19 protein-coding genes, 1 riboswitch and 1 other annotated feature are annotated in these 21451 nt (G+C 29.0%); of the genes, 8 read left to right on the top strand and 11 right to left on the bottom strand.

Annotated elements, in window-relative coordinates; translation table 11 throughout:
* Positions 1-30: 30 nt before the first annotated feature.
* From glmU to purR, 3 genes are all read right to left on the bottom strand, one after another.
* Positions 31-1404: a bifunctional UDP-N-acetylglucosamine diphosphorylase/glucosamine-1-phosphate N-acetyltransferase GlmU gene (gene glmU / locus HCG70_RS08700; protein ID WP_042400086.1), complete on the bottom strand. Its 1374-nt coding sequence runs from the start codon at positions 1402-1404 to the stop codon at positions 31-33.
* A gap of 169 nt (positions 1405-1573) precedes the next feature.
* Positions 1574-1855, bottom strand: a complete 282-nt coding sequence (spoVG, locus tag HCG70_RS08695; RefSeq protein WP_042400088.1) for a septation regulator SpoVG — start codon at positions 1853-1855, stop codon at positions 1574-1576.
* A gap of 131 nt (positions 1856-1986) precedes the next feature.
* Positions 1987-2802 (bottom strand): pur operon repressor, encoded by an 816-nt coding sequence (gene purR, locus HCG70_RS08690; protein WP_042400092.1) that lies wholly within the window; start codon positions 2800-2802, stop codon positions 1987-1989.
* Between the two features lie 322 nt (positions 2803-3124).
* On the opposite strand from purR, the gene murC reads away from it, so the two are divergent.
* Positions 3125-4501, top strand: a complete 1377-nt coding sequence (murC, locus tag HCG70_RS08685) for a UDP-N-acetylmuramate--L-alanine ligase (protein WP_042400094.1) — start codon at positions 3125-3127, stop codon at positions 4499-4501.
* A 28-nt stretch (positions 4502-4529) separates the two neighbouring features.
* A complete protein-coding gene (locus tag HCG70_RS08680; protein ID WP_042400097.1) occupies positions 4530-5348 on the top strand; it encodes a purine-nucleoside phosphorylase in 819 nt (272 codons plus the stop codon).
* An 87-nt stretch (positions 5349-5435) separates the two neighbouring features.
* On the opposite strand, the gene HCG70_RS08675 is transcribed toward HCG70_RS08680, so the two are convergent.
* Positions 5436-6161, bottom strand: a complete 726-nt coding sequence (locus tag HCG70_RS08675) for a DUF421 domain-containing protein (protein ID WP_055292148.1) — start codon at positions 6159-6161, stop codon at positions 5436-5438.
* Positions 6162-6287: 126 nt separating this feature from the next.
* A complete protein-coding gene (locus HCG70_RS08670; protein WP_042400101.1) occupies positions 6288-7364 on the bottom strand; it encodes a Xaa-Pro peptidase family protein in 1077 nt (358 codons plus the stop codon).
* Positions 7365-7559: 195 nt separating this feature from the next.
* On the opposite strand from HCG70_RS08670, the gene HCG70_RS08665 reads away from it, so the two are divergent.
* Positions 7560-8258 carry a metallophosphoesterase gene (locus HCG70_RS08665; protein WP_042400103.1) on the top strand — a complete coding sequence of 233 codons (699 nt, stop codon included), beginning with the start codon at positions 7560-7562 and terminating at the stop codon, positions 8256-8258.
* 147 nt (positions 8259-8405) lie between these two features.
* Here the strand turns inward: HCG70_RS08665 and HCG70_RS08660 are convergent, their stop codons facing one another.
* A complete protein-coding gene (locus HCG70_RS08660) occupies positions 8406-9008 on the bottom strand; it encodes a cytochrome b5 domain-containing protein (RefSeq protein ID WP_052330710.1) in 603 nt (200 codons plus the stop codon).
* Positions 9009-9105: 97 nt separating this feature from the next.
* Positions 9106-9341, top strand: a binding site (T-box leader).
* A gap of 78 nt (positions 9342-9419) precedes the next feature.
* On the opposite strand from HCG70_RS08660, the gene asnS reads away from it, so the two are divergent.
* On the top strand, positions 9420-10814 hold the full coding sequence (asnS, locus tag HCG70_RS08655) for an asparagine--tRNA ligase (RefSeq protein ID WP_042400105.1): 1395 nt from the start codon (positions 9420-9422) through the stop codon (positions 10812-10814).
* A 228-nt stretch (positions 10815-11042) separates the two neighbouring features.
* Here asnS and nrdG read toward each other — a convergent pair whose 3' ends face one another.
* The 4 genes from nrdG to nrdD form a co-directional block, all read right to left on the bottom strand.
* Positions 11043-11549 carry an anaerobic ribonucleoside-triphosphate reductase activating protein gene (nrdG, locus tag HCG70_RS08650; protein WP_042400107.1) on the bottom strand — a complete coding sequence of 169 codons (507 nt, stop codon included), beginning with the start codon at positions 11547-11549 and terminating at the stop codon, positions 11043-11045.
* A 152-nt stretch (positions 11550-11701) separates the two neighbouring features.
* Entirely contained in the window at positions 11702-13993 is a 2292-nt protein-coding gene (locus HCG70_RS08645) for a hydratase (RefSeq protein ID WP_055292250.1), read from the bottom strand.
* Positions 13994-13995: 2 nt separating this feature from the next.
* Positions 13996-15168: a homocitrate synthase gene (nifV, locus tag HCG70_RS08640; RefSeq protein WP_055292248.1), complete on the bottom strand. Its 1173-nt coding sequence runs from the start codon at positions 15166-15168 to the stop codon at positions 13996-13998.
* A 424-nt stretch (positions 15169-15592) separates the two neighbouring features.
* A complete protein-coding gene (nrdD, locus tag HCG70_RS08635; protein WP_221697687.1) occupies positions 15593-17710 on the bottom strand; it encodes an anaerobic ribonucleoside-triphosphate reductase in 2118 nt (705 codons plus the stop codon).
* 239 nt (positions 17711-17949) lie between these two features.
* Here nrdD and HCG70_RS08630 point away from each other — a divergent pair, with 239 nt between their 5' ends.
* The 4 genes from HCG70_RS08630 to thiT all read left to right on the top strand — a co-directional run bounded on the left by HCG70_RS08630 (position 17950) and on the right by thiT (position 20373).
* Positions 17950-18795 (top strand): DegV family protein, encoded by an 846-nt coding sequence (locus HCG70_RS08630; protein WP_042400118.1) that lies wholly within the window; start codon positions 17950-17952, stop codon positions 18793-18795.
* Between the two features lie 3 nt (positions 18796-18798).
* The gene (locus tag HCG70_RS08625) at positions 18799-19254 is read left to right on the top strand and encodes a PadR family transcriptional regulator (RefSeq protein ID WP_042400120.1); all 456 of its coding nucleotides are present in this window, start codon (positions 18799-18801) and stop codon (positions 19252-19254) included.
* A gap of 85 nt (positions 19255-19339) precedes the next feature.
* Positions 19340-19543: a hypothetical protein gene (locus HCG70_RS08620; protein WP_042400124.1), complete on the top strand. Its 204-nt coding sequence runs from the start codon at positions 19340-19342 to the stop codon at positions 19541-19543.
* Positions 19544-19568: 25 nt separating this feature from the next.
* Positions 19569-19670, top strand: a riboswitch (TPP riboswitch).
* Between the two features lie 55 nt (positions 19671-19725).
* The gene (gene thiT / locus HCG70_RS08615; protein ID WP_042400127.1) at positions 19726-20373 is read left to right on the top strand and encodes an energy-coupled thiamine transporter ThiT; all 648 of its coding nucleotides are present in this window, start codon (positions 19726-19728) and stop codon (positions 20371-20373) included.
* A gap of 125 nt (positions 20374-20498) precedes the next feature.
* Here the strand turns inward: thiT and HCG70_RS08610 are convergent, their stop codons facing one another.
* The gene (locus HCG70_RS08610) at positions 20499-21323 is read right to left on the bottom strand and encodes a hypothetical protein (RefSeq protein ID WP_052330711.1); all 825 of its coding nucleotides are present in this window, start codon (positions 21321-21323) and stop codon (positions 20499-20501) included.
* Positions 21324-21451: the final 128 nt, after the last annotated feature.

The raw sequence follows: 21451 nt of genomic DNA, 5'->3' as shown, positions 1-21451 counted from the left end.
CACTTTTTTATCTTATAGTAAATATTTATATTATTTTTTCTTAATAAGACCTCTTTTATCTACCCAGCCTTCAATATTTCTTTGTTTAGCTCTTGCCACAGCAAGTTCACCGCTATGAACATCATTTGTAATTGTTGATCCAGCAGCTATATAGCTATTATCTTCTATTGTAACTGGTGAAATTAAATTTGTATTACATCCTATGAAACTGTTATTTCCAATTACAGTTTTATGTTTATTTGTTCCATCATAGTTTACTGTAACAGTACCACATCCAAAATTACAGCTTTCTCCAACTTCGCTATCTCCAACATAAGTTAAATGAGATACTTTAGTATTATTACCTATAGTAGATTTTTTTATCTCAACAAAATCACCAATTCTTACATTATCTCCCACCACAGATTCTGGGCGAATATAAGCAAATGGTCCAACTGTAGTATTATTACCAACTGAACTATCTAAAATTACTGATGATTGTATTTCTACATTTTCTCCAATTATACTATTATTAATTCTTGAATTAGGGAATAATGTGCACCCTTTTCCTATTTTAGTATTACCTTCTAATACATTTCCAGGATAAATAATAGTGTCTTGCCCTATTTCAACATCAGCTCCAATATAAGTTGTCATCGGATCTATAATAGTAATTCCATTATCTAAATGCTTATTATTAATTCTTTTTCTTAAAATAGCTTCAACTTCAGAAAGTTGTAATCTTGAGTTAACACCTAATGTTTCTTCATGATCTATTACAAGAGCTCCTACTCTCTCAGCTTTGTCTTTTAACATTTCAATTACATCAGTTAAATAATATTCGCCTTGAGAGTTATTAGTAGAAAGATTTCCTAAACATTCAACTAACTTTTCAATTTCAAAACAATAAATTCCAGAATTAATTTCTTTTACTTTAAGTTCTTCTTCATTACAATCTTTATGTTCAACTATTTTTAATACTTCATCCCCATTTCTTATAATTCTTCCGTACCCTGAAGCATCATCTAAAATAGATGTTAAAATTGTTGCACTGTTATTATTTTCTTCATGTATCTTAAATAATTTAACTATTGTATCTTCTTTTATAAGAGGTGCATCTCCATTAAATACTGCTACTGTACCACTTTTATCTTTTAAAAATTCCATAGCACATTTAACTGCATGCCCTGTTCCTAACTGCTCTTCTTGAAGAGAGTAGCTTACATTTCTAGAACTAGTATTAGACTTAACTAATTCTGCACCTTTTCCTACAATAACGTTTATATCTTCTATTTTACTTTTTCTTAATGTATCAATAACATGATTAACCATTTCTTTTCCACAAACTTTATGTAAAACTTTAGGTAAATCAGATTTTATTCTTTTCCCTTGACCTGCTGCTAATATTAAAGCACATTTATACATTAACTCACCTCTCAATAAATTTAATGGACAAAACCTAATCTTTTTTTAAAAACGTTCGTTCATATTTCCTATATATTATATTGCATTAACTAAAGTATTTCAACACTTCAAATTAATTATAAATTAAAAGGAGTATATGCTAATCCATATACTCCTTTTATTTAAAATATTATTCACTTATAACAACGTTTTCTTCTTCCATTGCTTCTTCATAAGCTTTTAATATGGAAGTTTGAATTTTTTCCCTAGTATCAGTATTTATTGGATGAGCAATATCTTTAAATTCCCCATCTGGTGTCTTTCTACTTGGCATTGCAATAAATAAACCATTTTGTCCTTCTATTACTTTGATATCATGGACAACAAACTCATTATCAAATGTTACAGAAACTATAGCTTTCATTTTTCCTTCTGCTGCTATCTTTCTGATTCTAACGTCTGTGATTGTCACTTCACTCCACCTCCAGTTGCTTTATAATAAATATATTTCTATAAAAAGTTTAAAAATCCTTTTTTTTACTTAATTTTTTTTAAAATTTTCCACTATTTTAAAAATTTATTATTTTGCAACTGAAATTAATTCTATTTTATTAATTCTGATGGATTTACTATAAGCTTATTATTTTCTTTATCATATTCTAAATCAATAATTGAAACATACTCATCAGTTCTTTTATTTTGTATTCCAACATTATCTACTAATACACCTGTTCCAACTAATTCACTATCAAATTCACTTAAAAGGTCTTTTATTCCTTGAGCTGTTCCGCCACCTCTTAAGAAATCATCTATAAATACACATTTACTAGATGGCTTCATACATTTTTTAGCTAATGCCATTTGTTGTATTCTTCCACTTGTTCCTGATACATAGTTAATTGTAACTGTTGATCCTTCTGTAACCTTGTTATCTTTTCTTATTATAACTAATTCTATTCCTAAGCTCTTAGCAACTTCATATGCTAAAGGAATTCCTTTTGTTTCTACTGTTACTATATAATCTAAATCCATACCTTGAAAATGAGATGCTAGTATTACACCTGCTTTACTTACAATTTGAGGGTTATACATTATATCAGTTAAATACACAAAATTACCTGGTACAATTCTCCCCTCTTCTAATAAAGCTTTACATAATTCATTTGCAAATTCTTCTCTTGCCTTTTGTCCCATAGCAGGAATAAATTTAATACCTCCAGCTGCACCTGAAATTGTTTCTATTGAACCCATTTCTAATTTTTCTAAAACTTCTCTTACTATTACTATATCTTCACTAATAGTAGACTTGGCAGCATTTAACAATTCCGAAAATCTATTTAACCCAATAACCTTATTAGGAGTTTCTATTAATATCTTTGTTATGGCAACAACTCTATTGTTTCTACTTAATTTTTCCACCTAACTCACCTTCCTTATTTTCTCAAAAACACGAATTATTTCAATTTCCTCATTCCGAATATTCATATTTTATTCTAAATTAGTTATATTATCAATAGGTTTTAGCTTATTTCTTTATAAATTATTAATATTATTTTATATATTATTAAATCTATAATTTTTTTCTTTATACTTTTTTCTATTTTAAACATATTCTTAATATAATTTTGTTCCTATTTATAAGAAATTATTTTATATATTTTTTATTTTTTGTGTTCAACCTAGCAAATTTGTATATAATTATAAATATACATTTATTAATAGAATTAAAGGAGTTGATATCTTGTCTTTTGATTTAAATACAGATAAAAATAAAAAAGTGCATTTCATAGGAATTGGCGGAGTTAGTATGAGTGGACTTGCTGCTGTCCTATTAACAAAAGGATATAAAGTATCTGGTTCTGATGCTAAAGAATCAGAAGTTTTAAATAAATTAAGAAAATCTGGCGCCGAAATTTACATAGGTCATAGAAGTGAAAACTTAAAAAATGTTGATTTAGTAGTATATACGGCTGCAATTTCTTCTACTAACCCTGAGTTAATAGAAGCTAAAAATCAAAATATAGAACTTATGGATAGAGCAGAATTCTTAGGTTATATAATGAAAGGCCATAAATATAATGTTGCAGTTGCAGGAACTCATGGTAAAACAACAACAACTTCTATGCTTTCACATATAACTTTAAGTGCAGATTTAGATCCTACAATATTAGTAGGTGGAGATGTTGATGCTATTCACGGTAACTTTAAAATTGGAGAAAGTGAATACTTTGTTACAGAAGCATGTGAATATAAAGCATCATTTTTAAAATTCTTCCCATATATAGGAATTATATTAAATATAGATGCTGATCATTTAGATTATTACAGAGATATAAATCATATAGAAGATACATTTAAAAAATTCTCTGACTTAATTCCATCTGATGGTTATCTAGTTGGATGTGCTGAAGATTCTAGAGTTGAAGAAGTATTAAAATATGCAAAATGTAATACTATAAGCTATGGTTTTACTAAAGGTGACGTAACAGCTACTAATATTTCATTTAATAATAAGGGATGTGCTTCATTTACAGTATGCAAGAATGGAAAATCATTATTTGATGTTACTTTAAATACAACTGGTAAGCATAATATATTAAATGCCCTTTCTGCAATTTGTACATCTTTAATTTTAAATATCCCAACAGAAGCTATTATTGAAGGGTTAGCTAACTGTAAGGGTGCTCATAAGAGATTTGAATTTAAAGGTGAATTTAAAGGAGCTACTATAATAGATGATTATGCTCATCATCCAGTTGAAATAAAAGCAACATTAGCTACTGCAAAGTTAATTAAGCATAACAAAACTTATTGTGTGTTCCAACCACATACTTATACTAGAACTAAAACTCTTTTTGATGAGTTTACAACTTGTTTTGCTTCTGCAGATGAATTAATTTTAATGGATATTTATGCTGCACGTGAAAAAGACACTGGATTAGTATCTTCTGAGGAACTTGGAAATGCTATAAGAAAGACAGGATTAAATTGCATTAATGTTCATAGCCATGAAGAAGCAGCTAACTACTTAGCATCTAAAGTAGAATCTGGAGATTTAGTTCTTACAGTTGGTGCCGGAGATGTTGTTAAAGTAGGAGAAATGCTTTTAAATAAATAAACTAAAAGATAAAAACGAGGTGATTTTAATGGATTTATTAACACAAATTAAAGCTTCTGCTGATTTTATTTTAAAACAAAGTAAGTATAAACCTGAAATCGGATTAATACTTGGCTCTGGATTAGGTTCATTAGCTGATGCTATAGAAGATGCTGAATATTATAACTATGCTGATATTCCAAACTTTCCAACTTCAACAGTAGAAGGTCATGCTGGACGTTTAGTTATAGGTAAGCTTGGTAATAAACAAGTTGTTGCTATGCAAGGAAGATTCCACTATTATGAAGGTTATTCATTAGATAAAGTTACTTTTCCTGTAAGAGTAATGAAATTATTAGGGGTTTCAAAGCTTATTGTAACTAATGCTGCTGGAGCAGTTAATGAGAGCTTTAATGCAGGAGACTTAATGCTTATTACTGACCATATTAATTTCTCTGGTTCAAACCCATTATTTGGACATAATATTGATGAATTTGGACCTAGATTCCCAGATATGTCTGAAGCATATAATTTAGAACTTAGAAATAAAGTTTTAGAAGCAGCTAAAGAATTAGAAATTAAATTACAACAAGGTGTATATGTAATGTTCTCTGGACCTACATATGAAACTCCTGCTGAAGTAAGATTTGCTAGAATTATGGGTGGAGATGCTGTAGGTATGTCTACTGTTCCAGAAGTAATTGTTGCAAACCACAGTGGAATTAAAACAGTTGGTATTTCTTGCTTAACAAATATGGCTGCTGGTATTTTAAATCAACCATTAAACCATGAAGAAGTTATTGAAACTTCTGCTAAAGTTAAAAATGATTTTATAAAATTAATGAATAAAGTAATTGAAATAATATAATAACAAAGCTACACACAAATTAGTGTGTAGCTTTGTTATTTATATAACCTTACTTTCTTTCAGCAACTCAGTTAATTATTTTAACATTTATTCTATACCAAACTTGTTTTCTATATTAAAATCATCAGGGTACTTTTGTGAAATAATAAGCTTTTTATTTTGATCTATACCGGCATAAAAAATATCTTCAATATTATTTATAATTTTCCTTTTAAGTTCAGACTGTAACCAATTTTGATCTATACCAGCTATTTCGAGATTCTTATCTATTATTTTTCCATCAATTATAATATCATTTATTAAAGAAAGACTCTTTACCTTTAAATTCATATCATCTGGAGTTATTGGCTTTTTATTAGCCTTTATTAAAACTGATAATTGACCATTACTCTCCATAATTGCAAATTGTACATCCTCTAAATTGAAAACATCCTTTTCTCTTAACTTCATCATAAGTTCATTTATTGAAATCCTAAGTTTTTTCATATTTTTATCAATAATACGTCCATTTTCTATTAATATCAAAGTTTTAGCATTTATTATCCTTCTAGCTGTATAGCTTTTTAAATTTAAATAACTAGTTGCTATAGTTAACAATGTAAAAATTATTAATGCTATAGTTCCAGAAAGAACTACATGATCCTTATCAATTATAATTTTAGCAATCATTGATCCTATAGAAACACCCATTATAAAATCAAAAAATTTCATTTGCGAAATAATTTTTATACCGATTAATTTACTAAGAATCAGTGCTAAAACATATATCAAAATACCTTTAATTATTGTGCTAAATAATATACTACTATACATTTAAAATTAATCCCCTTATTTAAATATAGTTATATTTTGAGTAAGTTGATTAATTTTATTCATAATAATATTCTAAATTAAAATCTCATTTACTTATGATATTGTTAACTTTTCATTACTCTAAAACTATAATACAGTTATTTCCTTAGTAACAGTATTTAATACTTCACAGCCATCCTTAGTTACAAGAACTAAGTCTTCAATTCTAACTCCTATGTTATCTTTTAAGTAAATTCCAGGTTCAACTGAGAATATCATACCTGCTTTAACTTCTTCATCATTTACTGAACTAACATTTCCAAAATCATGAACTTCAATACCTATACTATGTCCAGTTCTATGAGTGAAATATTCTCCATAACCAGCTTCAGTAATTAAATTTCTAGCAGCTTTATCAATATCAGAGAATTTAACCCCTTCCTTTATTATAGAAATAGCTTTTTCATTTGCACTTTTTACTATGTTATATACATGAGCATGCTCTTTACTTGGTTCTTTACCTATAAATACAGTTCTAGTCATATCTGAACAATAATTTTTATATCTTCCACCAATATCTAAAACAACACTATCTCCAACTTTTATTTTATCCTTACCTGTTCCATGATGTGGATCTGCACCATTAGGACTTGTAGCTATAATTGGAGAAAATGAAAATCCTGAAGCACCCTCTTCTTCATATATTTCAGATAAAAGATTTGCATAATATTTTTCTGAGTAACCTTCTTTTAAATTACTCCAAAGCTTTAGCATTACTGCATCGTTTATCTTAGAAGCTTCCTTCATTATTTTAATTTCTTCTTCATCCTTTATCATTCTTAATCTATCAATTATAGGTGATGAGTTTACAAAGGCCTTAATAACATTTCTCCCCATAAGGTCTATTAAAAAATGAGATGGTAAATCTTTATCAACGCCTAAAACTTCTCCCTGTTTTACTATCTTCTCTAATCTATCTATTGGATTTTCAATATCATCATACCAAACAATTTCTACTCCTAAATCTTCATTAATAGGAAATAGCTTATTTACAAGAAACTTGTGATTACCATTAACATCTAAATATAATGCAACTAATCTTTCTCCTGAATGAATCATCTTTCCTGTTAAATAAAAAATTGATTCTGCTGAAGTTATAATTAATTGTGGAATTTTACTTTCTTCCATTTGTGATAATATCTTTGTAACTCTTGAAATTTTCATGTCTTACCTCCATATTGTATCTTTATTTTATTATTTTTATCATAACTTAATTTTTTTATATTATCCATAATATTATTTATAACTTTTATCGTATTTTTTTTCTTTATAGTGATATAATTATTTTATAATAACTACCTTAATTTTAATAGAGTCATAGAAATTTAGGGTTTCAATCAAAAGGTGGAGGATAACAAAATGAAAATAGCAGTCATGTCAGATATTCACGGAAACATATATGCACTAATGAAAACACTTGAAGATATTGATGAACAAAATGTTGATAAAATAATATGCCTAGGAGATTTAGTTGGATATGGTCCTCATCCTAATGAAGTTGTAGCACTAATAAAAAGAAGAGAAATACCTTGTGTAAAAGGAAACTATGACGCTTCTGTCGTAGATGGAGATTTTACCTATATTAGAAATACAGCGATAAATTCATTTGCACTACCTTGGGCTTGTGAAGAAGTTAGAGTTGCTAATAAATACTATTTAGACTCACTTCCAACCTCATTAAAATACACTTTTAATGGTGTAAACATGCTTTTAACTCATGGTAGTCCAAACGCAATTAACGATTATCTTTTTGAAGATGATGAAAAGACTAAAGAAATTATGTCACAATATGAAGGCGATGTATTAGTCTGTGCACATACTCATATTCCATTTGCTAAAAAATATAATAATAAACTATTAATTAATGTTGGAAGTGTGGGAAAACCTAAAATAGGAAAACCAAATCCAACTTATGCACTTATTGAAATTAATGATAATGGTGAAGTTAAGGTTACATTTAAATATTTAGAATATGAATATAAAAGAATCATGAAAGATTGCACTATGCTAAACTTTCCTAATTCAATTACCTCTTCATACGAAACAGGAAAAGAATAACTTAACTTAGTTTAGTTAGTAGTTTGAAGTTAAGGATGAAACTCCTTAGGAGTTTCTAAAAAATATATTTTAAAGTCTACTTACGGAGATTTTATTCCTTAACTCTTAACTACTGACTCAAAACTACTAACTAAACACTTTTAACTACTAACTTTTAATGGTTCCTACAATTCTTAATTTGTTCAAAATATATTTTTCATCTTTATGACAAGTATTGAAATACTCTGTTAAATCCCTTCCAGCATATAATCCATAATGCCTACCATCGCGCCACTCTTTAATTGATGTCACATCATATACAGTTCCATCAATAACAACATAAGCTAAACTTCCATCACTTCCATCAAATTTAGCTATTTCATCCATTGTGTAATATCTCAATTCCTCTCTACTACTAAAATCATGCTTCTTCCCTGATTTTTTCTCCCTCTTTGTTTCTTGTTTAGTCGATTTTTTTTCTTCTTTTTCACACTTTTCCGTTTCTGATAACTCACTCTTAACTTTTTCTATTTTTTTATTTAATCCATCTATTTTCTTTTCTAAAATATCTATATTCTTTTCTGCTATATCTATTTTTGCTATTTTTTTTAATTTATTAGCCTCTTCATCCAAGTATTCACTTATTTCATCAAAAACATTCTGCATAACCTTAATAATGGTTTCAGCATATTCCTTAGGGTATGTTTGTAATAAATTCTTTAGTTTATTTATTTCACAATACTTTTGTTCTAAGAAATCTTTTTTAGCCATACTTTCCTCCAAAAACATTCTTTAAATATATATTATGAATTTAAGTTGCAAATGTTAGCAAAGTATTGTAAAATCGTATTAATAAAATTACAAACTTTTATTGACTATGATGAGAAGAGTAACTTTTGAAGGTAGTTTTAGCGAGTAAGGGATGGTGTAAGCCTTATACGAAATCAATAGTGAAGAACATCTCTGAGTTTCTAACTGAACTTTAAGTAAGTTTATTTACTTAAATATTAGGCTTAGACGGCTAAATGTCGTTATTAATTTACTAAGTGGCCTTTTTTAGGCAATTTGGGTGGTACCACGTAAGTAATTCCTTTCGTCCCATATATTTTGGGGATGAAGGGATTTTTTTATTGCTTTTATTTAATTTTGAAATAATAAATATTTTATTAACAGGAGGTTATTATGGAAAAAGTAGTTTTAGTAAAATCACTTTATAGAAACACATCAGAATACTTATCTAAAGAAGTAACAATTTCAGGTTGGATAAGAACTCTTAGAGCATCTAATGCTTTTGGATTTATCGAAGTAAATGACGGATCTTTCTTTAAAAATATTCAAGTTGTTTTTGATAACAAATTAGAAAACTTTAAAGACATTTCAAAGTTACCAATAAGTTCATCAATTAAAGTTATTGGTACATTAGTTGAAACTCCAGAAGCTAAACAACCATTTGAAATTCAAGCAAAAGAAGTTGTAATTGAAGGAATGTCAGACTCTGACTATCCATTACAAAAGAAAAGACATACTTTTGAATACTTAAGAACTATTGCACACTTAAGACCAAGAAGTAATGCTTTCTCTGCAGTATTTAGAGTTCGTTCTGTAGCCGCTTATGCTATCCACAAATTCTTCCAAGATCAAGGGTTTGTATATACAAACACACCAATCTTAACTGGAAGTGACTGTGAAGGTGCAGGTGAAATGTTTAAAGTTACTACTTTAGACTTTGACAATGTTCCAAGAACTGAAGATGGAAAAGTTGATTACAAAGAAGACTTCTTTGGTAAGGAAACTAACCTTACAGTTTCAGGACAATTAAATGCTGAAACTTTTGCTCTAGCATTTAGAAATGTTTATACTTTTGGTCCAACTTTTAGAGCTGAAAATTCAAATACAGCTAGACATGCTGCTGAGTTCTGGATGGTTGAACCTGAAATAGCATTTGCTGATTTACAAGATGATATGGAATTAGCAGAAGCAATGTTAAAATACGTAATTAAGTACGTTATGGATGAATGTCCTGAAGAAATGGCATTCTTCAACCAATTCGTTGAAAAAGGATTATTAGATAAGTTAAATCACATCGTAACTTCTGACTTCGGAAAGGTAACTTATACTGAAGCGGTTGAAATGTTAAAGAACTGTGGTAAAGCATTTGAATACCCAGTTGAATGGGGTGTAGACCTTCAAACTGAACATGAAAGATATTTAACTGAAGAAATATTTAAGAAACCAGTATTCGTTACTGACTATCCAAAAGACATTAAAGCTTTCTATATGAGACTTAATGATGATGGAAAGACTGTTGCAGCAACTGACTGTTTAGTTCCTGGAATAGGTGAAATCATCGGTGGTAGCCAAAGAGAAGAAAGACTTGATGTATTAAAAGCTAGAATGGCTGAATTAGGTCTTAATGAGGAAGATTACTGGTGGTATTTAGAGCTTAGAAAATATGGAGAAACTAAGCATGCTGGATTTGGTCTAGGATTTGAAAGATTAATAATGTACATCACTGGTATGTCAAATATCAGAGACGTTATTCCATTCCCAAGAACTACTGGTCAATCTGATTTCTAATATATTAGAGAACTACTGCATTTTTTAATGCAGTAGTTTTTTTAATTTTTTTCAAAAGTATGTATAGAACTTCTAATAACTGTACATAATTATAATGTAAATATAAAACCTGTAATATACAGGTTCCCATCCCCCCATTATTTAAAAAAAGCGCTTATGCGCTTTTTTTGTTTATAAGAAAATAAGGATATTAATCTTATAAAACATAAGTTAATATCCTTAAAAATTTTATCCTATAACTATTATATTGCCATATTCTAGACTTTTTTTTACATCAATTATACGTTGATTAGTCGAACCTTTAAATTTCAATTCTTCATTTCTATTCATTATTTCAAATCTACCATCAACTAATACATCTATATTATTCAATAACATTCTTATATTTTCATTTTTTTTCATAAGCTCTAAAAGCTTCTCAAAAGTATATCCTGTATAACACCATATATTTAAATTAGCTTTCTTAAATGCCTTTGCCATATAAGCAAAACTATGAGCTTGTTCTATAGGATCACCACCACTAAATGTTACTCCTTTTAACATAGGATTATCTAAAACATCCTTTATCAATTTATCCATATCCATAATTTCTCCACCATCAAAACTATGTGTTTCTGGATTAAAGCAACCTTCACACTTATGTTTACAGCCCTGGGCAAAAAACACTCTCCTCATTCCAGGTCCATTTACTAAACTTTCATAGGCTATTCCTGCTAACCTCACAGTTTTATTCATATTTAACTGACCTCCAAAAGCATTATGATTTTATGCTTTATCTAATTGCTAGCCATTGTAACACTCCAACCTATTCAGGTGGAAGATAACAACAGACATTCCTCTATACAATAAATTTTAACCTTAAAATAGAGTTAATACTCTATCTCAAACTAAGAATTTAATTTATAATAATTAATTAAACATCCTTTTAATATAATTTCTCGTTCATCATCAGTAAGTTCACCTAGTTTTAATTCAAGTTCTTTCATTGATTTATTAACAACATATGCTTTTATGGAATCTTTCTTTTCTTTAATTGCTTCTATTATATTAGGTACAAATAGATAATCCCCATTATCAAAACATATATCTTCTTTAAGAATAAAAGGAAGCATACCCCAGTTGATTAAATTTGAACGATATCTCTTTGTAGCATATTCCTTCGCTATATTAGCCCAACCACCTAATACCTTTTGACAAGATGCTGCTTGTTCACGAGCTGATCCATCACCAGGCTTAACTGCATAAATGGTACTTCCTATTCCAGTGTTTTTATAATTAACATCAGTAAACACCTCTCTAATTGAAGTAAATACAGAACCTAATTCATTAACAGCATCTATAGGCGATTCATTTGCTATTCTAGCTTTTTCAGCTTTTTGAATTTCCTTAGCTCTTCCAACATATTCTGGATCTTTACGAGATAACGTAAATTCTGCTAAACCTAATGGATTAGAACGATATGATGAAGTCTCTCCTGATGGAATAAGTTCATCAGTTGTAGTAACTGGATCATGAATCACAGAAACTACTTTTAATAATAAGTTATCAGTTAAAGCCGACATTGTTGGCCAATCTACTATATTAGGTCCAAATTTAATTTCTACTGATGGATCGGCTTTTCCAACTCCATCATAAACACGATTTTCATATATAGATTTATCAAAATAATATTTTGGTTTTGTAAAATTAACATCTATATCAGTTGCTGCCGTTAAATATCCTTTATTAGCTGCTGTTGCTGCAATAGATCTAGCATCCATTAATGCAACTGATGCAATTTGTCCATTAGTTATCTTTGACCCTTCTCTATTAGGGAAGTTTCTAGTTGAATGACGTATACTTAATCCATTATTTGCAGGAACATCTCCTGCACCAAAACAAGGCCCACAAAATGCAGTACGAACAGTAGCACCTGTAGCCATAATATCTGCAATTCTACCATTCTTAACAAGTTCCATAAATACCGGTTGAGATGCCGGATAAACACTTAATGAAAATTCATCACTACCTATTGAAGTACCTTTTAAAATATCTGCTGCATCACAAATATTTTCAAATCCTCCGCCTGCACATCCTGCAATTACTCCTTGCTCTACATAAAACTTACCATTATGAATTTTATCTCTTAATGTAAACCTAACTTTATTATCTAAGCTAATTCCAGCTTTCTTTTCAACATATGCTAATATATCATTAAGATTTGCATTTAATTCTTCAATGCTATAAACATTGCTTGGATGGAATGGCATAGCTATCATTGGTTTAATTTTAGCTAAATCAACATAAATCATTCCATCATAGTATGCTACAGTTCCAGGATTTAATTCTTTATATTCATTTACCCTTCCATGAATATCATAAAATTCCTTTATTGTATTATCAGTTTTCCATATAGATGATAAACATGTTGTTTCCGTAGTCATAACATCAATACCAATTCTAAAATCAGCACTTAAGTTATCAACTCCATCACCTACAAACTCCATTACCTTATTATTAACGTATCCATTGGCAAAAACTGCTCCAATTATAGCTAAAGCAACGTCTTGTGGACCAACTCCTTTTTGTGGTGAACCTGTTAAATATACTCCTACTACATCTGGCATATTAATATCATAAGTTTTACATAGTAATTGTTTAACTATTTCAGGGCCACCTTCTCCAATTGCCATGGTTCCTAAAGCACCATAACGAGTATGACTGTCAGAACCTAATATCATTTTCCCACATCCAGCTAACATTTCCCTTGCAAATTGATGTATTACAGCTTGATGGGGTGGTACATATATCCCACCATATTTCTTTGCACATGAAAGTCCAAACATATGGTCATCCTCATTTATTGTTCCTCCAACAGCACATAAGCTATTATGACAATTAGTCAAAGCATATGGAACCGGAAATTTTTCTAATCCTGATGCTCTTGCTGTTTGAATTATTCCTACAAATGTAATATCATGAGATGCTAATTTATCAAATTTTATTTTTAATTTGTCCATATTTTCTGATGTATTATGTTCTTTTAAAATATTATAAGCAATAGTATTTTTTTTAGCATTTTCCTTGCTTGGATAATTATTTCCAAGTTTATTTGCCAATATTGAATTAACTTCGTTACAATCTTCTACAATCTCCCTATTATTAATAAGGTAAACTCCATTTGAAAATAATTTTATCATTTTTAATTCTCCTTATTTTTTTCTTTTCTTAATTGTTTATATTCTTTATAAAGTTTAACTAATTCCTTATCAAATAAGGTTCTCTTTAATCTAACAGAAGCAGCTCTTACCATTTCTAATACGCCTTGTGCTTCTTCATCATTTAACTCAATATTGTACTCTTTAAACTTATTAATTATGCCAGCTTTTCCAGAATGCTTTCCTATAACAATTTGTCTTTGTAATCCAACTACATCTGGATCAAAAGCTTCATAGTTTTTAGGATCTTTTATTGCACCATCTGCATGAATTCCAGACTCATGAGCAAACATATTCTCACCAACAATTGCTTTCCAAGAAGGTAAGATTCTACCCGAAGCTTGTGCCACATATTGAGACACTTCTCTAAACATCTTAGTATCTACATCAACTTTATATCCATAAACATATTCCAACGCCATTAATACCTCTTCCAATGCAGCATTTCCAGCCCTTTCTCCAAGCCCATTTACAGTTACGCCAACATGGCTTGCTCCACCTAAAATACCTGCTATTGCATTAGCCGTTGCCATTCCAAAATCATTATGTGTATGCATTTCTATATTGAAATTTGTTTTCTTATATAACTCTTCGATATCTGCTCTTAAAGAAAAAGGTTCTCTTATTCCAACAGTATCACAATATCTAAATCTATCAGCTCCTGCTTTTTTAGCTTCTTCAATAAATCTAACTAAAAATTCTTTGTCTGCTCTAGATGCATCTTCCCCATTTACAGATACATATAAACCATTCTTTTTAGCAAATTCAACTGATTTTATCATATTTTCTAATACCCATTCTCTTGAAGTCCTAAGTTTATGCTTTATATGAATATCAGAAACAGATACAGAAATTGCAACTGCATCTACTCCACAATCTATAGATTCTTCAATATCTGATATAACAGCCCTATTCCATGCCATTATACTTTTTCTATTATTATTTCTTTTAACAATTTGCTTAATTGCCTTTTTTTCATCTCCACCCATTGTAGGAATTCCAACTTCTAATTGATCTACCCCAAGATCACTTAGCATATCTGCAATAACAACCTTCTCTTCATTTGCAAAAACAACTCCAGCTGTTTGTTCCCCATCCCTAAGAGTAGTATCTACTATATAGATTTCCCTATTATCACTATCAAATCTAATAGCCATTTTTTTGCCCCCTTTAAATTTATATATAGTTAGATATAGTTGTATATAAAAAATAGGGGTTTTGCCCCAATTATTACAACTATATCTTTATTTTACCATTTTATCATATCCAAAATTTTTCCACAATGTTTTTTTCTAAAAATTGCAAGTTTTATATTTTTAAATTCATTTTAAAAGACTATTTTTACTCTTTTAATGATTGAAGTTTTAATTTTTGCAATTATTTTATCTTTTCTTTCATTTTATGTTAAATGCCTCTAAGGTTGCTACTATATTAATAGTATCCTTAAAGGCATTTATAAAGTGAATTCTTAGCTTAATATTGAGTTTTAACTGAGTATTAAGGTTAGAATTCGTTATCTAGGAAGCGTCAATTGTTATCTCTGCATAGATAGAAGTATTATAATGGCTAGTCACAACTAAATCACATTACATCATAGTTATTTTTATATCTTCCTGTATGTGATCTCCTATCTAACCTTTCCTCATACTTTCCAGGCCCAAACCTTTCATCCAAACTCAAATATCCTGTAACTCTTGATACCCCTTGAATATTTCTACTATTGCATTTTGGACATTTACTTAAATTGCTTTCAATACTTGTTCCACATTCTTTGCAATATCTAATATGAAAATTAATTCCTATATAACTTATATTAGTATTTGTATAAGCATATTTTATTATATCCATAATTACTTCAGGTGATGGAGAGTCATCTACTTCAATATAAGAAATATGACCTGCATTACAAAGCTTGTGATATGGAGCCTCAATATCTATTTTTTCTTTTATTGATATGTTATAACTTACAGGAATATGAAAACTATTTGTGTAGTAATCTTTATCTGTTACTCCTTTTATTACTCCATATACTTTTTTATCCTGCTTTATAAACTTTCCTGATAACCCTTCAGCTGGTGTTGCATAACAACTCCAATTAAGATGTGTCTCTTCAATTAATTTATCTGTATAATTTCTAATGAACTCAATTATTTCTACCCCTAACTTTCTAGCTTCTTTAGATTCTCCATGATGACATCCAATTAAAGCAGTTAAAGTTTCAGCAAGGCCTATAAATCCTATAGCCCATGTACCTTGTTTAAGAATTGGTTCAATAGAATCATCTTGTGACAATCCTTCCGAACCTTTCATTAATCCTTGACCTGCAACAAATGGCAAATCTTTAACTCTTAATTGCTTTAAAACGCCATATCTATGAAGCAATGCTTCTTTTGCTAAAATTAATCGTTCTTGTAATATTTCAAAAAATTTATCAATATTTTTATTAGCTTCTATCCCTATTCTAGGTAGGTTAATAGTTATTGGAGCTATATTACCTCTTCCTTTACATCCTGGCTCTCCATTAACATTTTTCATCAAATAAGTACGACATCCCATGGTTGCTGGAAGATATCCTTTATCATAATATTCCTTATTAAAATCAGCATCTATATTCATAAATGTTGGATTCATTCTTCTTGATGCAACCTCACAAGCAATCTTAAATAAATAGTAATATGGATCATTTGGCTCTCTATTAACGCCTTCTTTAACTCTAAATATTATATTAGGAAATATCGGTTGCTCTCCTTTTCCCAATCCCTTTTCATATTCTTTTAAAAAGATTTCACAAACTAATGCAGCATCTTTAGAATTTGGTATTCCTAAATTTATAGAAGAAAATGGAACCTGAGATCCTGCACGTGAATGCATAGTATTTAAATTATATACAACACCTTGCATAGCCTGATGGATTCTATACTTTAATTTTTCCTCTACTAAATTTTCAAATTCTTCTTCTTTAATTCCATATTGTATTAATTCTTTTCTTATTTCTTCTCTTGTTGGCTCAACAAATTGAGCCATATCATTATCAAAATCTGGATGAGACTGTCCCCCAAACATATCATTTTGAGTTGATTGCAATAATATACAAGACAATTCTGCTGCAGACTCTATACGTTTAGGTGGTTTTATAGTGCCGTATCCAGTATTAAACCCCTTGCTTAATACCTCTCCTGTAGGGATATGCAAACAATTTGTTGTTAAATTATACGAATCAAGATCATGGAAATAAACCTCTCCAACTTCATGAGCCTTTGCCAGATATTTAGGCATATTATAAAGATTATGCCATTTATTAGACTCAGAAGCTATTCTTAATAATTTAGAGCTGAAATTATTTCCAACATTCGCATTATCCCTATCTGTTTCAATGCCTATATTTTTAATAGCTTTCATCAAATCTGACTTTATATCTCTAACCCTAGTTCGCTCTCTCCTATAAGAAGAATATGCTCTTTGAATATTTATATGTCCGCTATCAATTAATGCTTTCTCTACTAAGTTTTGTACTTCTTCTACTGATACTTTTTCCTTTTTAGACTCTTCTATATACTGAATAACCCTTTGAATGCAAACTAGAACTTCACTTTCTCTTAATTGTTCCCCAACTTCATCGCTTGCTTTTTTTATTGCATTGCCAATTTTATCAGTATTAAATTTAACTTCTCTGCCATCTCTTTTTACCACATATAGCACTTTATTCGCCTCCTACACACAATATATTGTGTATATTTTAACTCTCATATACATTCTATCTCTTTTGGAATTATATGTAAATAGTTTTTAATTATATATATTTTTTAACTTTACCTAATAAATTTTTATGAAATTGTATAACCTTATCAATAGTGATAATATTACACTTATCACTATTGATAATATTATCTAATATGATATACTAAAAATATACAATAAATTATCGGAGGATTTTTTATATGCAAAAAATTGCTTTAATTACAGATAGCGCTTGCGATCTTGATTTAAATACATTAAGAGAAAATAACGTTAATTTATTACCACTTAGAATAATCTACTCTAGTGGTGATTATAGAGATAGAATAGATATTTCACCATCTGAAGTTTATGAGAACTTGGAAAAAGAAATTCCTACAACATCTTTGCCAAGTGCTAAGGAAACTGAAGAAATCTTAAATAAATTAGAAGAAGAAGGATATACACATGTTATTTGTATTTCTATTTCAAGCGGTCTTTCTGGAAGCTATAATGCTTTAAGATTAGCTTTAGAAGATCATCCTAAACTAACTTCTTTTGTTTATGACACAAAAATACTAGCTTATCCACAAGGAGAAATAGTTATAGAGGCTTCTAAGCTTATAAAAGAAGGTAAAAGTTTTGAAGAAATAGTAGAAGAACTTCCTAAAATTAGAGAAAGAGTTACTGGTTACTTTACAATTAGCACTTTAGAATATCTAAAAAAAGGTGGTAGAATAGGAAGACTTGCAGGAACTGTTGGTGAATTCTTAAATCTTAAACCTATAATAACTACTGACGAAAACGGAATTTACTATAACGTGGCTAAAGTAAGAGGTAGAAAACAATCTTTATCTAAAATGACTGAAATTTTAAAAGGTTATTTAGAAAAAGGAAAATGTGATGTAGCAGTTTTACATGCTGGCTGTGAAGAAGAAGCTACTAAATATATGGAATCTATAAAGTCATTACCAAATGTAGCTTCAATTAAAATCGCAGAAATAAGCCCTGCCCTTGGCGTGCATGGTGGGCCTGGATTAATGGGATTCTCTGTGAAAATGGAAAAATAAATAATGGGTGACTTTGATTTTAACAATCTAGAAGATATTAAAGCTGAGGAAAAAAGACTACATGATGAGTATAAAGCTAAGCTTGCTGAACTAAAAAAAGTACAAAAAGAAAAAGAAGCTGTTGGTCAGGTTTTTACAAAAGGCTTATTGCCCATCTATGTACTTCATATATTAAAATCTGGCCCTACAAATGGTAATGAAATCTCTACAAAAGTTTCAGAAAGAACCAATGGACTTTGGACTCCTAGTACCGGTGGAATATATCCTTTATTAAAAAAATTAGAGAAAGAAGGATTAGTAGTAGGAAAATGGGATGATCCAAAAAAGAAATTTCAAAAATTTTATTCATTAACTCCATTAGGTGAAAAGGAATTTGATAATAGAAAAAAATTGCTTAAACATAAAATTGAAGAATCTTTAAAAGTCTTTCAAATAGTTTATAAAGACTTATATTTATAAAAATACATCCAAGAATATTCTTGGATGTATTTTTATTATATTTTAGGGTAAACTAATAAAAATTTATTTAGGATGGTGTATTATCATGAAAGGAATGATATTAGATTATACAGGCAATGATGCCTTCATATTATTAGAGGATGATTCTGTTATAACTATGCCACTAACTTCATTTGAAACTATCATGCCCATAGGTACTAATATAAGTTTAACAAATTTATTTAATAAATCTTCTAATACAAATTATAAGTCCTCTCAAATGCTTAATAAGACCGTTGACTTTTTGTAAATTTATGGCTAAAATATATGTTATATAAAGTTGCTAGGGGTGCCCCAAGGCTGAGAGATGACTTTTTCATCAACCCTTTTAACCTGATCTGGATAATTCCAGCGTAGGAAAGCCATTATAGAATAAATTATGTATATTCTAATGCCTAGGTACCTCTTACGCAAATAAGGAGGTATTTTTTTATGTCAAATTTTCTAGCAACACTTGGAGAAAATTTCAAAACTATTTTTAGCAGTCCATTAACATTAATCACATTAATTGGCTGTGCAATTTTATTAATTGCTTTTATTAAATTTAAATCATTAAAATTTAATTCAAAGTTAATAGCGCGAATAGGACTAGCTATTGCTTTAGCATTTATCTTAGACATGATAAAGATTTATTCCCTACCTAATGGTGGTGGAAGCATTTCTTTAGGTAGTATGATTCCAATAATCATTATTTCATTTGTTTATGGTCCTTCTATTGGACTATTTACAGGTTTCCTTTTCGGATTATTCAAATTAATACTGGATCCATATATATTAAATCCTATTCAAGTATTATTTGATTATCCTTTACCATTTATGGCTGTTGGAGTTGCCGGATTCTTTAAAAATAAATACTTAGGCGCAAGCATCGGTATGCTACTACGCTTTATTTCACATTTTATTTCAGGCGTAGTTTTCTTTGGTTCATATGCCCCAGAAGGTATATCTCCAATTATTTACTCATTAAGCGTTAACGGTCTAGCAGTAGGTGGGGAATTAATGATTTGCTTAGTTTTACTTGCATTCTTACCTGTAGAAAGACTAGTTAAAATGCTTAAATCTAATATAGCAACAATTTAGTAGTTAATAATTTTAAGTTAATAATTAAAAAATAAAGTCTGCCTAGGCAGACTTTAAAATATATTATTAGAAACTCCCCAAGGAGTTTTATCCTAAAACTATTAACTATTAATTCTTAACTCCTATTACCATCCTTTAGGTTTACTTTCTAATACCTCTATATTCCATTCCTTAAATTCATTAACTGCAGAAACATAATATTTATCTTCTGTATTTTCTTTTTTATTTTTTACAGTAATTAATGTTTTAAAATTGCTACTATCATACCCTCTATTTTTTACAGTAATAACCATATCAAAATCTGCTTCGTTATTTTTCACTAACTCAACATTTGGAATAATTTGTTTAGCTTTATCTAAAAAACTAATTATATCAGTAGAAAACACATATTTTAAACAATCAATATCTCCACTTATGTTTACTCCTACCTTATAATCATTTATATTTTCTGTTTTACTTACTTGTTGTAATATTTCTAAAATAGATTGATAATAAATATAATCAAAATCTCTAGGTTTTCTTATAAAAGATAAATTTTTAATTATTACTTCATCTAATCTTTTAGAAACTGAAAATGTATTACCATCATTATAAAAATTCCCATCTTCTGTTCCAACAACATAATAAAATTCTTTAACTTCATCACCTAAATCAAATTCAAACTTATAATCTGGATCTAAACTAGACTTATTTTCGCTTATCTTTGCCCTAGATAATATATTATAAATATCTCTAATGGCACTTGTTTCCGTTACTATAAATTTAAATCCTGTATCTCTTGTACTTTGTATACTAATTTGTTCTATATCACTTGAATTTAAATACTCGAAATAATCATTCTTCAATCCAAGTTTTTTTTCAACATTTTCTATAATTGTACACCCTGAAAAACCAAGTACAAACATTATTAAAAATGAACTTAAAATATATTTTTTTAATGCTCTTAACATTTGTATCTCCTTTTAATTTGTTAATTAAAATAATAGGAGAAGCATATGCTTCCCCTAATAAAGATAATTATAATACTTTATTCCAATATTAGCAATTTAATTTATTATATTAACCTTCAAATAAAATT

This window comes from Clostridium sp. K04 (assembly GCF_019734375.1).
GTDB lineage: Bacteria > Bacillota > Clostridia > Clostridiales > Clostridiaceae > Clostridium > Clostridium saudiense.
This window is presented reverse-complemented; position numbering and strand designations above follow the sequence as displayed.